This window comes from uncultured Alistipes sp., assembly GCF_910580175.1.
Classification (GTDB): Bacteria; Bacteroidota; Bacteroidia; order Bacteroidales; family Rikenellaceae; genus Alistipes.
Genome location: NZ_CAJTXD010000003.1, coordinates 283,258 through 296,564, shown reverse-complemented (window position 1 = coordinate 296,564; position 13,307 = coordinate 283,258). Strand labels below are relative to the sequence as shown.

Annotated in this window: 12 protein-coding genes; 8 read left to right on the top strand and 4 right to left on the bottom strand. The window is 61.5% G+C overall.

Annotated elements, in window-relative coordinates:
- Window positions 1-73: 73 nt before the first annotated feature.
- The 3 genes from nadB to QZ298_RS05655 are packed head-to-tail and all read left to right on the top strand — an operon-like array spanning window position 74 to window position 3,834.
- Window positions 74-1,624, top strand: a complete 1,551-nt coding sequence (nadB, locus tag QZ298_RS05665; RefSeq protein ID WP_296006453.1) for an L-aspartate oxidase — start codon at window positions 74-76, stop codon at window positions 1,622-1,624.
- A 4-nt stretch (window positions 1,625-1,628) separates the two neighbouring features.
- Window positions 1,629-3,212, top strand: a complete 1,584-nt coding sequence (locus tag QZ298_RS05660; RefSeq protein WP_296006450.1) for a peptide chain release factor 3 — start codon at window positions 1,629-1,631, stop codon at window positions 3,210-3,212.
- 16 nt (window positions 3,213-3,228) lie between these two features.
- On the top strand, window positions 3,229-3,834 hold the full coding sequence (locus QZ298_RS05655) for a DUF6198 family protein (RefSeq protein ID WP_296006445.1): 606 nt from the start codon (window positions 3,229-3,231) through the stop codon (window positions 3,832-3,834).
- A gap of 64 nt (window positions 3,835-3,898) precedes the next feature.
- Here QZ298_RS05655 and QZ298_RS05650 read toward each other — a convergent pair whose 3' ends face one another.
- Genes QZ298_RS05650 through galK form a run of 3 tightly spaced genes read right to left on the bottom strand, consistent with a single transcriptional unit; the run spans window position 3,899 to window position 7,012 of the window.
- Window positions 3,899-4,798 carry a nucleotidyltransferase gene (locus tag QZ298_RS05650; RefSeq protein ID WP_296006443.1) on the bottom strand — a complete coding sequence of 300 codons (900 nt, stop codon included), beginning with the start codon at window positions 4,796-4,798 and terminating at the stop codon, window positions 3,899-3,901.
- Between the two features lie 10 nt (window positions 4,799-4,808).
- Window positions 4,809-5,837 carry a UDP-glucose 4-epimerase GalE gene (gene galE, locus QZ298_RS05645; RefSeq protein ID WP_296006440.1) on the bottom strand — a complete coding sequence of 343 codons (1,029 nt, stop codon included), beginning with the start codon at window positions 5,835-5,837 and terminating at the stop codon, window positions 4,809-4,811.
- A gap of 41 nt (window positions 5,838-5,878) precedes the next feature.
- On the bottom strand, window positions 5,879-7,012 hold the full coding sequence (gene galK / locus QZ298_RS05640) for a galactokinase (protein WP_296006437.1): 1,134 nt from the start codon (window positions 7,010-7,012) through the stop codon (window positions 5,879-5,881).
- A gap of 177 nt (window positions 7,013-7,189) precedes the next feature.
- On the opposite strand from galK, the gene lnt reads away from it, so the two are divergent.
- Window positions 7,190-8,755, top strand: a complete 1,566-nt coding sequence (gene lnt, locus QZ298_RS05635; RefSeq protein ID WP_296006432.1) for an apolipoprotein N-acyltransferase — start codon at window positions 7,190-7,192, stop codon at window positions 8,753-8,755.
- A 31-nt stretch (window positions 8,756-8,786) separates the two neighbouring features.
- Window positions 8,787-10,076 carry a folylpolyglutamate synthase/dihydrofolate synthase family protein gene (locus QZ298_RS05630; protein ID WP_296006428.1) on the top strand — a complete coding sequence of 430 codons (1,290 nt, stop codon included), beginning with the start codon at window positions 8,787-8,789 and terminating at the stop codon, window positions 10,074-10,076.
- 92 nt (window positions 10,077-10,168) lie between these two features.
- Here the strand turns inward: QZ298_RS05630 and QZ298_RS05625 are convergent, their stop codons facing one another.
- Complete coding sequence (locus QZ298_RS05625) at window positions 10,169-10,474, bottom strand: DUF3467 domain-containing protein (RefSeq protein WP_296006425.1); 306 nt, start codon at window positions 10,472-10,474, stop codon at window positions 10,169-10,171.
- 458 nt (window positions 10,475-10,932) lie between these two features.
- Between QZ298_RS05625 and QZ298_RS05620 the strand changes: the two genes are divergently transcribed.
- From QZ298_RS05620 to QZ298_RS05610, 3 genes are all read left to right on the top strand, one after another.
- Window positions 10,933-11,610, top strand: coding sequence for a LysE family transporter (locus QZ298_RS05620; RefSeq protein ID WP_296006423.1), 678 nt, complete (start codon window positions 10,933-10,935; stop codon window positions 11,608-11,610).
- Window positions 11,597-12,295: a (d)CMP kinase gene (gene cmk, locus QZ298_RS05615; protein ID WP_296006421.1), complete on the top strand. Its 699-nt coding sequence runs from the start codon at window positions 11,597-11,599 to the stop codon at window positions 12,293-12,295. The genes QZ298_RS05620 and cmk overlap by 14 nt, the downstream gene beginning before the upstream one ends.
- Window positions 12,296-12,421: 126 nt before the next feature.
- Window positions 12,422-13,294 (top strand): 4-hydroxy-3-methylbut-2-enyl diphosphate reductase, encoded by an 873-nt coding sequence (locus QZ298_RS05610; protein WP_296006419.1) that lies wholly within the window; start codon window positions 12,422-12,424, stop codon window positions 13,292-13,294.
- The last annotated feature ends 13 nt before the right edge of the window (window positions 13,295-13,307 follow it).

Sequence of the window (13,307 nt, the reverse complement as noted above, 5' to 3'; positions counted from 1 at the left end):
TGATCGTGCCGCAAAGTTACATTTTAAATACTTTATTCGTATCTTTGCAACGCTTTAAAAAAGGTTCGAATCCATGAAAACCGACTTTTTGGTCATCGGTTCCGGCGCCGCAGGTCTTTCGTTCGCGCTGAAAGCCGCCGCCCACGGACACGTTACCGTCGTGACCAAGGGCGAAATCAAGGAATGCAACACCAACTACGCCCAAGGCGGCATCTGCTCGGTAACCTACGCCCCCGACACGTTCGAGAAGCACATCGGCGACACGCTGGTCTGCGGAGCCGGAAAGTGCCGTCAGGAAGCCGTCGAACTGGTCGTACGGAGCGCTCCCGAGCTGATCGGCGACCTGATCGCCTGGGGCACGCGCTTCGACAAGACACCCGACGGACGGTTCGAACTCAACCGCGAAGGCGGCCACTCCGAACACCGCATCCTCCACCACGAAGACCTCACGGGCGCCGAAATCGAACGGGCGCTCATCGAATCGGTACGCAGCCACCCGAACATCACGGTGCTCGAACATCGCTTCGCCATCGACCTTTTGACGCAGCACCACCTGGGCGAATTCGTCACGCGCCACACCCGCGGTCTGGCCTGCTTCGGAGCCTACGTGCTCAACGAACGCACCAACGAGATCGAAACCATGCTGGCGAAATTTACCATCGTGGCGACGGGCGGCTGCGGCAACATCTACTCCACGACCTCGAACCCCGTCGTAGCGACGGGCGACGGCATCGCCATGTGCCACCGGGCCAAGGCGCTGACCGAAAACATGGAGTTCATCCAGTTCCACCCCACCACGCTCTACAACCCGGGCGAGAAGCCCAACTTCCTCATAACCGAAGCTATGCGCGGCTTCGGTGCCATCCTGCGCCTGCAATCGGGCGAGGAATTCATGGACAAGTACCACCCCATGAAGTCGCTGGCCCCCCGCGACGTGGTGGCCCGGGCCATATATAGCGAAATGACACGCCGGGGCGAAGATTTCGTCTACCTGGACGTCACGCACAAAGACCCCGCTGCCGTGCGGAGCCACTTCCCCAACATCTACGAGAAGTGCAAGTCCATCGGCATCGACATTACCTCCGACCTGATTCCCGTGACCCCGGCGGCGCACTACTGCTGCGGCGGCGTGAAGGTCGACACCGACGGACAGACCTCCGTCCGACGTCTCTATGCCCTGGGCGAGACCTCCTGCACGGGGCTGCACGGCGCCAACCGCCTGGCTTCGAATTCGCTCATCGAAGCGGTGGTCTACGCCGACCGGGCCGCCCGCCATGCCGCGGCGCAGCTTAGCAAGGCAGAGTTCCAGGAGGGCATCCCCGACTGGGATTTCGAGGGCACGCAGCACACCGAGGAGATGCTGATGATCATCCAGTCGAAGCGCGAGATGCAGACCATCATGTCCAACTACGTCGGCATCGTGCGGTCGAACCTCTCGCTCAAACGCGCCATGCGGCGCCTGTCGACCCTCTACGAAGAGACCGAGGAACTCTACAGCAAGACCAAACCCAACCGCGACCTGTGCGAACTGCGCAACATGATCGCCGTGGCCTATCTGGTCATCAAGCAGGGCCGCGAAATCAAGGAGTCGGTGGGCTGCCACTACAACATGGACTATATTTAATAATATGGCTTTACACGACGAAATACTCCGCCGCCGCACTTTTGCGGTAATCGCCCACCCCGACGCGGGTAAAACGACCCTGACCGAAAAACTGCTCCTCTTCGGCGGCGCCATCCACGTGGCCGGCGCCGTCAAGAGCAACAAGATCAAGAAAGGCGCCACCTCCGACTTCATGGAGATCGAGCGGCAGCGCGGCATCTCGGTCGCCACGGCCGTCATGGGTTTCGAATACGCCGGCTGCAAGATCAACATCCTCGACACGCCCGGCCACGAAGACTTCGCCGAGGACACCTACCGCACGCTCACGGCCGTCGACTCGGTCATCATCGTCATCGACGGCGCCAAGGGCGTCGAGGCACAGACGCGCAAGCTCATGGAGGTGTGCCGCATGCGCCGAACGCCCGTCATCGTCTTCATCAACAAGCTCGACCGCCCCTCCAAGGAACCTTTCGACCTGCTGGACGAGGTGGAGCGCGAACTGCGCATCCGCGTGCGGCCCCTGGCGTTCCCCATATCCAACGGCCCGACCTTCAAGGGGGTCTACAACCTCTACGAGAAGAAACTCTCGCTCTTTACTTCCGACGAGAAGCAGACGGCAGACGCCTCGACCGTGGAGATTTCCGACCTCGGAGCGCCCGAACTATCCGGGCATATCGGCGAGAAATTCGCCGAGCAGCTGCGGCAGGACGTCGAGTTGGTCGAGGGCGTCTACGACCCGTTCGACCGCGACGCCTACCTGCGGGGCGAGCTGGCGCCCGTATTCTTCGGCTCGGCGGTCAACAACTTCGGCGTGCGCGAGCTGCTCGAATGCTTCGTGCGCATCGCCCCCTCGCCGCGCCCGGCGCCGACCGAGACCCGCACCGTCGAACCGCAGGAGGGGAAAATGACGGGGTTCGTCTTTAAGATCCACGCCAACATGGACCCCAACCACCGCGACCGCATCGCCTTTCTGAAGATATGCTCCGGCACGTTCGAGCGCAACAAGAACTACCTCCACGTGCGCAGCGGCAAGCAAATGAAATTCTCGTCGCCGACAGCTTTCATGGCCGAAAAAAAATCGGTCATCGACACCGCTTTCCCGGGCGACATCGTGGGTCTGCACGACACGGGCAACTTCAAGATCGGCGACACCTTTACCGAAGGCGAAGCGCTCAAGTTCACGGGCATCCCGTCGTTCGCGCCCGAGCAGTTCCGCTATATCGAGAATGCCGACCCGATGAAGTTCAAGCAGCTGGCCAAGGGCATCGACCAACTCATGGACGAGGGTGTGGCGCAGCTCTTCACCAGCTCCCTCAACGGCCGCAAGATCATCGGCACGGTGGGTGCGCTCCAGTTCGAAGTGATCCAATACCGACTGGAGCACGAATACAATGCTTCGTGCCGCTGGGAACCGATTTCGATCTACAAAGCCTGCTGGATCGAGAGCGACAACGCCGCGCAGCTGGCCGACTTCAAGAAACGCAAGCACACCAACATGGCCGTCGACAAGCACGGCCGCGACGTCTTCCTGGCCGATACGAGCTATGCACTGACCCTGGCGCAGGAGAACTTCAAGGATATCCGGTTCTCGTTCGCCAGCGAGTTCTGATCAGGTGAAACGCATCATGAAAGAAAAAATCGTTTCCTTTTGCTGGCAGCATCTGCTGTTGCTTTTGTCGCTGTTCGTCATGACCGTAGGCGTAGCCGTCTGCGTGCGTTCGATGCTGGGTTCGAGCGTCATCTGGGTGCAGTTGTTCCAGCTGGTCATCGGCTTCCTCTTCGGCATGCTCATCGACGTGAACATGCGGCTTACCTCGTGGCTCATGCCCGTCGGTCTCTGGCAGCAGGCGCTGGCCCAGGCAACCGGCTGCACCCTGCTCGGCATCGGCATCGCGCTCGAAGTGCGCTGCGGCAGCGTGACCATGCCCGGCGAGGGATTTCCCGTCGCTGTCAGCCGAACGACGGGCATCGACTTCCCCAAGGTAAAAATCGCAGTCGACATCCTGCTCGTGGCCCTCGGCATAGCGGCTTGCTATCTCTTTTTCGGAGCGTGGCAGTGGCACATCGTAGGCATCGGCACGCTCTTCGCCATGTTCTACGTAGGTATCGTGGTGCGCCTGACCGGCCGACACCTCGGATGGTTCGACCGTCTGCTGGCTTATCGTCCGGGCTTCCGGCGCTACATCTACGGCCTGGCCCGGTTCATCTACAACGGCAAACCGGCAGAATAAAACAAGACCCGGAGCATCTCCTCCGGGTCTTGCGTCAACAGATGCTGCTTTCCCTGCCTGGCGGCTACCACAGCTTCTCGGGGTATTCGCCGGCCGCAACCAACTCGCGAATCTTGTCGACCACGCCCTGCCGGTCTTCGGCATAGGTCACGCCGAACCACTTGGCCGTGGTGTCGAGCACTTCGACCGTCGCCTTGCCGCCGACGATCAATTCGTTGACCACGTAGGGAATGTAGAACTCGCACTTGGGCTTGTCGATGTTTTCGGCCAGAAACGCCTTGAAAGCCTCCTCCGAATAGCGGAAATAATCGGGCGTGAAGCCCCACATGTTCATCGACACGGGCGTCGTGTCGTCGGTGGTCGCAGGGCGGCCGTCGTCGCCCGTGAAAGTGATCTTGCCGTCGATGCGCGCGATGTCGGTACGCTCCACGACGCCGGTCAGATAGCCCTGGGAGTCGGTGCAGCAGATGCCGCGCGACACGGTGCCGCTCTCCGAAAGCGTGTTGCCCACGCGGTAGCCCACCATGCAATAGCGATTTTCGCCCGAGGCCTTCGAGAGCCACTCGGCCAGCACACGGAAGCCGTCGCGGCCGTAGAAGTCATCGGCATTGATGACAGCGAACGGCTCGCGGATCGCCTCCTTGCCCATCAGCACGGCGTGGTTCGTGCCCCACGGCTTGGTACGGCCCTCCGGACACACGAAACCTTCGGGCAACGCATCGACCGATTGGAAAACGATCTCCACCGCAACGTGGTTCTCGTATTTCGAGAGCACCTTTTCGCGGAAATCCTGCTCGAAATCCTTGCGGATGACGAAGACCACTTTGCCGAAGCCGCTGCGGACGGCATCGAAAATCGAATAATCCATGATGGTCTCCCCATGGGGGCCGAGACCGTCCAATTGTTTGAGACCGCCATAACGCGACCCCATGCCGGCCGCCAATACAAAAAGCGTAGGTTTCATAATTATAATTTTATTTTATCCCTCTGATCCGTTTTTCCCAGGCCCAGGCCGTGCGCAGCGTCTCTTCGAGCGGCCGGACAGCCTGCCAGCCCAGCGCCCGGGCAGCCAATCGGGTGTCGGCCCACACGGCGGGCACGTCGCCGGCACGCCGCGGTGCGAACTTGCGGGGCACCTCCACTCCATTGGCCCTCTCGAACCCCTCGACCAGCTCCAGCACCGAAACGGGCCGGCCGGTGCCGATGTTGAAAACCTCGTAGGAGGCCTCCATGCGGCCCTGCGTCATGCGATCCACGGCCGCGACATGCGCGCGGGCCAAGTCGACCACATCAATATAGTCGCGCAGACAAGTGCCGTCGGGCGTCGGATAATCGTTGCCGAAGATCGAAAGGCAGGGACGGATGCCCGCCGCCGTCTGCGTGATGTAGGGCACCAGATTCTGCGGCACCCCGCGCGGCAGTTCGCCGATCAGGGTCGACGGATGGGCGCCGATGGGGTTGAAATAGCGCAGCGCAATACCCCGCATGCACGCGTAGGCCGCGCAGCAGTCGCGCAGGATGTCCTCGGCCATCTGCTTGGTATTGCCGTAGGGCGAGGTCGCAGGCAAGCGCGGCGACCGCTCCGTCACGGGCAGCACCCCGGCCTGGCCGTAGACCGTGGCCGACGAGGAAAACACCACGTCGGAGCGTCCGAATTCGTGCATCAGGGCGCACAGATTCATGAACGACGTCAGGTTGTTGCGATAGTACTTGAGCGGATCGGCCACCGATTCGCCCACGGCCTTGAACGCCGCGAAATGGATCGCCGAGACGAACCCGTATTTTTCGAAGACGCCCCGCAGGGCCTGCCCGTCGCAGGCATCGACCTGCTCGAACGGCACCTCGATGCCCGTGATGCGCCGCACGCCCTCGACGGCGCAGGCTTCCGAATTGGCAAGGTTGTCGACGATCACTACGCCGTAACCGGCGGCGACTAACTCGACCGCCGTATGGGTGCCGATATACCCGGCACCGCCCGAAACGAGAACGGTTCCTTTCTTCATATGTTTCCGAAATACTCCATGCGTCCGACTTGCCGGCAGCCCTACAATCTTCGCGCGCCGTCGGAAATCACGACATCGTAAACCCACGGTTCATGGCCATATTTTTCGTCGAACCGCTTTTGGGCTTCGGCAAGGAAAGCATCGCAGAGTTCGTCCCGCACCAAATTGATCGTGCAGCCGCCGAAGCCGCCGCCCATGATGCGGGAACCCGTCACGCCGCACTCCCGGGCCACCGCGACCAGAAAATCCAGTTCCTCGCACGACACTTCGTAGTCTTCCGACATGCCGCGATGGGTTTCGAACATGCAGGCGCCCACGGTCTCGTAATCGCCCCGCTGCAAAGCGTCGCACACCTCCAACACGCGGCGCTCCTCGCCGATCACATAACGGGCGCGCTTGTAATCCTCCGGCGAAATCCGCTCCCGAATCGCATCGAGCCGCTCCATCGTGGCACCGCGCAGCAACTCCTGCCCCAATGCCGCGGCGACCCGCTCGCACGACACCCGGCGATCGTTGTAGGGAGATCCGACCAACTCGTGCTTTACCCGCGAATCGAGCAGCACCAACCTGTACCCCTCGGGATCGAACGGGAAATATTCGAACTCCATCGACCGGCAGTCCAGCCGCATCAGATGCCCTTTCTTGCCAAAAATCGAGGCGAACTGATCCATGATGCCGCATTTGACGCCGCAATAGTTGTGTTCGGTGGCCTGGCCGATGCGCGCCAGTTCGAACCCGTCGATGCCGCACCCGAACAACTCGTTCAGGGCAAAAGCATAGACCGACTCCAGAGCGGCCGACGACGACATGCCGGCACCCAGGGGCACATCGCCCGCGAAAACGGTGTCGAAACCGCCGACCTCCCCGCCGCGTTTCTGCATTTCGCGGCACACGCCGAACAGATAGCAAGCCCACGCCTGCACTGGCTTGTCCGCTTCATCCAGCCTGAAAACGGCCTCCTCGCCCAAGTCGAGCGCAAAGGCCCGCACGCGGTCGGTGCCGTTGGGGCGGACGGCCGCCACGATTCCCTTGTCCACAGCGCCCGGGAAGACGAACCCGCCATTATAGTCGATGTGCTCGCCAATAAGGTTGATGCGGCCCGGCGAAACGAACAACGAAGCGCCCGACCCGTAAATCGAAGCGAATTTCTCAGCAACTGCCTTGGTTTCTATCATATCGGACTATCGGTTCAGACCCGTGCGGCGAAAAGCGCCGGCACGAACAATTAAGCAAATATACGATTTTTTTCGATCCGGCATCATCGGCACGGCACAAAACCGCGAAAATCGCCACCTCTTATTTTTGAAATATGCCGTCGTTTGACTACTTTTGCAGGCATAAACCCCCTCTCCATGTCTCGTAAAATCGCGGCGGTCATCGGTTCGGTCATCCTGCTCTCGGGCGGCTGGCTCTCCCTCACAGGGCTTACACTACCCGTGGCGCTCGTGCCGCTCTTGCGGCTCGCATCGACCTACGACGCCTCGCGCCGCTCCTGGTGGCGGGTTTTCGGGTGGGCGGCGCTGACTTTCGCGCTGTGGAACGCGGCCACCGTCTGGTGGATCTGGCATGCCACGCCCGTGGGGCCGGTGGCGGCCACGCTCGCCTCGACGACGCTGAACATGATCGCGTTCATGCTCTACCACACCTTTTCGAAGAAAGCACCCAAGCCCTTGGCCTACACCGTGCTGGCCGCAGCATGGATCGCCACCGAATACTGGTATACCGTGGGCGAATTCTCCTGGCCGTGGCTGATTCTCGGCAACGGCTTCTCGCACGACGTGTGGGCCGTGCAATGGTACGAATACACGGGTGTCTTCGGCGGTTCGCTGTGGGTGCTGCTGTGCAATATTCTCTTCTTCGAAGCGTGGCAGCATCGCCGCAACGTCCGCCGCTGGATTGCGGCCGGCTGCATGTTGCTTGCGCCCGTAACCTTGTCGCTCGTCATGTGGCTGACTTGGGAAACCCCCGACCAAGGCACGGCACGCGTAACGATCATCCAGCCCAACGTCGACTGCTACGACAAATTCCACTCCGACGCCGCACGGCAAGAGCGCAACATCGTCGACCTGCTGGCGCAGGTGCCGGCCGACGCACAATTCATCCTGCTGCCCGAAACGGCGCTGCCCGGCTACTATCGGGAACCCGAGGTCGCAGGCGCCTTCCCCGACGAACTGCTCGACACCCTGCGCCGCCGCGCCCCGGGCGCCCTGCTCGTCACAGGCGCCAACACCCTGCGCCGCTATCCGGCCGGCATGCAGACCCGCACGGCACGCTTCGACCCCTACACGAACGGCTACTACGACATCTTCAATAGTGCACTGGGCCTCGACACCGCAGGCCGCCGCCAGCTCCACCACAAGGGGCGTCTGGTCATCGGCGTGGAGAAGACCCCGATGCCGTGGCTCTTCGAATGGCTCGAATTCCTGGTCATCGACCTGGGCGGCACGCTGGGGCAAATCGGCGTGGGCGAACACGGCACGGCATTCACGCATGCCGGCATCACGGCCGGCCCGGCGATCTGCTACGAAGGTCTCTACGGCGACTTCTACGGCGGCTTCGTCCGCCGCGGCGCGCAATTCATGGCCATCATCTCCAACGACGGCTGGTGGGGCGACACGCCAGGCTACCGCCACCTGTTCGCCATCTCGCGCCTGCGGGCCATCGAGCACCGCCGGGCAATCGCCCGCTCGGCCAACACGGGGCGTTCGGGCTTCATCTCGGCACGCGGCGATGTGGGCGCCACCCTCGGCTGGGCGGAGCGCGGCATCCTCACGGCCGACGTCCCGCTCCACTCGCAACAGACTTTCTACACCCGCTACGGCGACTGGTTGGGCCGCATGGCCGAATACGTCCTGCTGCTCTCGGTGCTCTACTACCTCGCCTACCGGATAAAAAAGCGAAACCACCTCATAGAATAACGACGCCCGTCCGGCGACACACACCCAGACTATGAACTATACCCAAACCCTCGAATTCCTCTTCCAGGCCCTCCCCGCCTACGAAACCAAAGGCGCCACGGCCTACAAACCGGGATTGGAGCGTATCGCCGCGTTCTGCCGCCACATGGGCAACCCGCAGCGCAACTTCTTCACGATCCACGTGGCCGGCACCAACGGCAAAGGCTCCGTATCGCACATCATCGCCTCAGTACTCCAACAGGCCGGGTATCGCACAGGGCTTTTCACTTCGCCGCATCTGACCGACTTCCGGGAACGCATCCGCGTCGACGGCGAAATGATCCCCAAGCAAAAAGTGGTCAACTTCGTGGACAAACACCACGACAAGATGGTGGAACTCGGCCTCTCGTTCTTCGAAATGACCGCAGCGCTGGCCTTCGACTGCTTCGCCCAGAGCGACGTGGAGGTGGCCGTCATAGAAACCGGACTGGGCGGACGGCTCGATGCAACGAACATCATCGTACCCATCGTGAGCGTCATTACCAACATCGGTCTGGATCACACCGACCTGCTGGGCGACACCCTGCAAAAGATCGCCGCCGAGAAAGCGGGCATCATCAAGAAAAGCATCCCCGTCATCATCGGCGAGGGCGACGCGCGCTACAATCCGGTAATCGAACAAGCCGCCGCAGCCAACAAGTCGAAGACGATCTATGCCGAAGAAGTCTTCGCCTGCGAAGAACAGTCCGCAAAGGACAACGGCCAACAGTTCCGCCTGCGCCGCCTGCGCGACAACCGGGCCTACGACCTCCACCTCGATCTGGCGGGCAGCTACCAACGCCGCAACATCGTGACGGCCGCGGCGACGGTCGACTTCCTGCACGAGGAGACGCCGCTTACCATATCGCGCCGCGCCTTTGTGGAAGGCGTACGCCATGCAGCGGCCAACACCTCGCTATGCGGCCGCTGGCAGCGGATCGCCGAAGCGCCGCTTACCGTATGCGACACGGGACACAACGCCCACGGCATCGCCTGCGTAGCCGAGCAGCTCAACGCCACGCCCCACAAGAAACTCTATTGTGTGATAGGATTCGTACGCGACAAGGATCTGGCCCACACCCTGCCGCTCCTGCCCCGCGATGCGCACTACATCTTCACGGCGGCGCAGAGCCACCGCTCCCTGCCGGCCGCCGAACTGGCCGCGAAAGCGGCGATTTATGGACTGAAGGGCGAGACTGCGGAGACTGTGGCGGAAGCGCTGGCCCGGGCACGCGAACTGGCCGCCCCCGAAGACATGATCTTCATCGGAGGCAGCACCTATGTAGTGGCGGAGGTATTGTAAAACGGTTTCGAAACGCCACGGCACTGGGAAACCGGTGGTTTCCTGATTCGGTATAGATGAAACGAGGAGCCTTCCGGAAGGCTCCTCGTTTATTACGCTTCCCCCATCTTGGGGCCGGCGTCCGATGCCGGCGGAGGCGTGGGAATCTCGATCTTGCCCACGTTGCTCTCGTAGCGTACGATGTTCTCCTGCAAAGAGCGGAGCAGCCGCTTGGCATGCTCGGGCGTAAGAATGATGCGGCTCTTCACGCGCGCTTTCTGCACGCCCGGCAGGACGGCCGCGAAGTCGATGATGAACTCCGACGACGAATGCGATATGATCGCCAGGTTCGAATAGTGGCCTTGCGCCGTCTGCTCGTCCAGCTCCACATCGAGTCCGAATTGTTTCATTTCTGCCATATCTTCTTGAAAATTAGAAAAGACGACTCCGGCACCGCACAGCCACGCAAATCTTTGCAGCCGTTCGCCCGATTATCCTCGTCGATGCAAATTTACCTTTTTTCAGATTCGGTGCGGCATCCCCCGAACCGAAGTTTTCGATATTTTATCAACATATCCGACCTTAAGCGCAATCGGCGTGCCTTTTTTCGTCGACCGTGGTGCGGATGTCGCACCTTTTTCATATCTTTGGCTGCGCCCAAGATACTCCCGCTCGGCAAAATGCAAACGAGTTTGCTTTTGCGCTCGCTTATTCGACTTTGGCTGCGCCCAAGATACTCCCGCTCGGCAAAATGCAAACGAGTTTGCTTTTGCGCTCGCTTATTCGTATCTTTGTGCGGGATAACCGCCGCCCCGGCGCAGCCGAATCCGTTCGCTTCGCCCGCAGCAGGGCTATCCCCGCACACCCAACCGAAACCATGTCATTCGAAACCCTGGAAGTCCTCTTTCGCGGCATCTGCGTAGGCATCGCCGCTTCGATTACCGTCGGCCCCGTAGCCGTGCTCTGCATCCAGCGCACGCTCTCCAAGAACCGGCGTTCGGGCATCGTCTCGGGCATCGGCGTAGCCTGCGCCGACACGTTCATGGCCATGGCAGCGTTCTTCTTCTACTCGATGCTCCAGAGCCAGATCGAGCAGTACAACACCCTGCTGCGCATCGTGGGCGGATTGTTAGTAATCGTCGTCGGGGTCTACATCTTTTCGCAGAACCCCGTGCCGCAGATCCGCCGCAACCGCGCCGGCAAAAGTTCGCTGTGGCAGGATTTCGCTTCGATCTTCGGGCTGACGATCGCCAACTTCATCATGGTAATCCCCTACATCCTGGCGTTCTTCGCCGTGTTCAACATCTCGTCGGGCGACGTCACGGGCGCAGGCTTCGGCGGCTTCGTGCGGGCGCTTTTCGTCATCGCCGGATTCTTCGGCGGCGCAGCGGCCTGGTGGACGCTCCTGGCGTTCGTCATCAACCTCTTCCGCCGGCGCTTCCGCCCGCGCCACATGCTTACCATCAACCATGTGGCAGGCGTCGTCATCGGTCTGTTAGGCATCTATACAATATTATCCACTTTTTTTGATATTCTCCCCAATGTCGGACACTAAGCACAAGATCATAATCGCCGTGGACGGTTTCTCGTCATGCGGCAAAAGCACCTTCGCCAAAGCCATCGCGGCACGTCTGGGCTACATCTTCATCGACACGGGCGCCATGTACCGCGCCGTGACGCTCTACGCCCAGGAACACGGCGCCATCCGCTCGGGCATCGTCGACGAGGAGGCCGTCTGCCGCCTGCTCGACCAGATCGCCATTACCTTCCGGTTCAACCCCTCGCGCGGAGCCAGCGACATCTATGTCAACGGCGATCTGGTCGAGGGCAAGATCCGCACCATCGAGGTAAGCAACTGCGTGAGCCAGGTCTCGGCCATCCCCGCCGTGCGGCAGAAGCTGGTAGCGATGCAGCAGGAGATGGGACGCCGCCGCGGCGTGGTAATGGACGGCCGCGACATCGGCACGGTGGTCTTCCCCGATGCTGAGCTGAAACTCTTCATGACGGCCGACCCCGCCGTGCGTGCCCGCCGCCGCTACGACGAGCTGACCGCCAAGGGACAGCAGGTCTCCCTCGAAGAGATCGAGCGCAACGTGCGCGAACGCGACAAGGCAGACATGAGCCGCGCCATATCGCCGCTGCGGCAGGCCGAAGACGCCATCGTGCTGGACAACAGCCGCATGACCGTCGCCGAACAGATGGAGTGGTTCATGAAAACATTCAGCAACATAACAAAATAGCACAAGCGACCGGATAATCTGCCCCCGACCGGCAACCGGGCAATCGAACAATCGGGATTCGGGGTTCGGGTAATCAAGCCATCGGGTTCGGATTCGGACATCCAGCCTATAAAATAATCTACTTTCGTGGTTATCGAGATCGACCATAAATCGGGATTCTGCTTCGGCGTCGTCCGGGCTATCGGCGAGGCCGAGGCGGCGTTGGCCGAGGGTGGCACGGTCTTCTCGCTGGGCGACATCGTCCACAACCGGCTCGAAGTGCAGCGGCTCGAAAACCTGGGGTTGCAGACGCTGACCCGGGCCGACATGGCCCGCGCCGCAGGGTGCCGCATGCTCATCCGCGCCCACGGCGAGCCGCCGACCGTCTACGCCGAGGCCCGGCGTCTGGGCATCGGCATCATCGACGCCACTTGTCCGGTGGTCGCCCGACTGCAAGCCCGCGTGGTGCAGGCCCACGAGCAGATGCGCCCCGTCGGCGGGCAGGTCGTCATCCTCGGCAAACGGGGCCACGCCGAGGTGGTGGGCCTCACGGGGCAGGTCGACGACCCCACGATCGTCATCGAAAACGAAGCCGACCTGACGCAGATCGACTTCGCCCGCCCCATCCACTTTCTCTCCCAGACCACGCAGAGCATCGCGCTTTTCGAGCGGCTGGGCGCCGAGATGCGCCGCCGGGCCGCCGATCCGGCCGCCGTGCGCATCGACGACACGATCTGCCGCCAGGTCTCGGGCCGCGAGCAGCATCTGACCGAATTCGCTTTGCGCTTCGACATCGTGATCTTCGTCTGCGGCCGCAAATCGTCCAACGGCAAGGTGCTGTTCGAAGTGTGCCGGCGCGCCAACCCCCGCACCTACACCGTCGAGGAGGCAGCCGAACTCCTCCCCGAATGGTTCGAGGGCGTCCGCTCGGCAGGCATCTGCGGCGCCACGTCGACCCCCGGACGGTTGATGGAGGAGGTGGCAGAAAAAATCAAGAACATAAATATAAATAATCCATAACCCCCGCAAACCC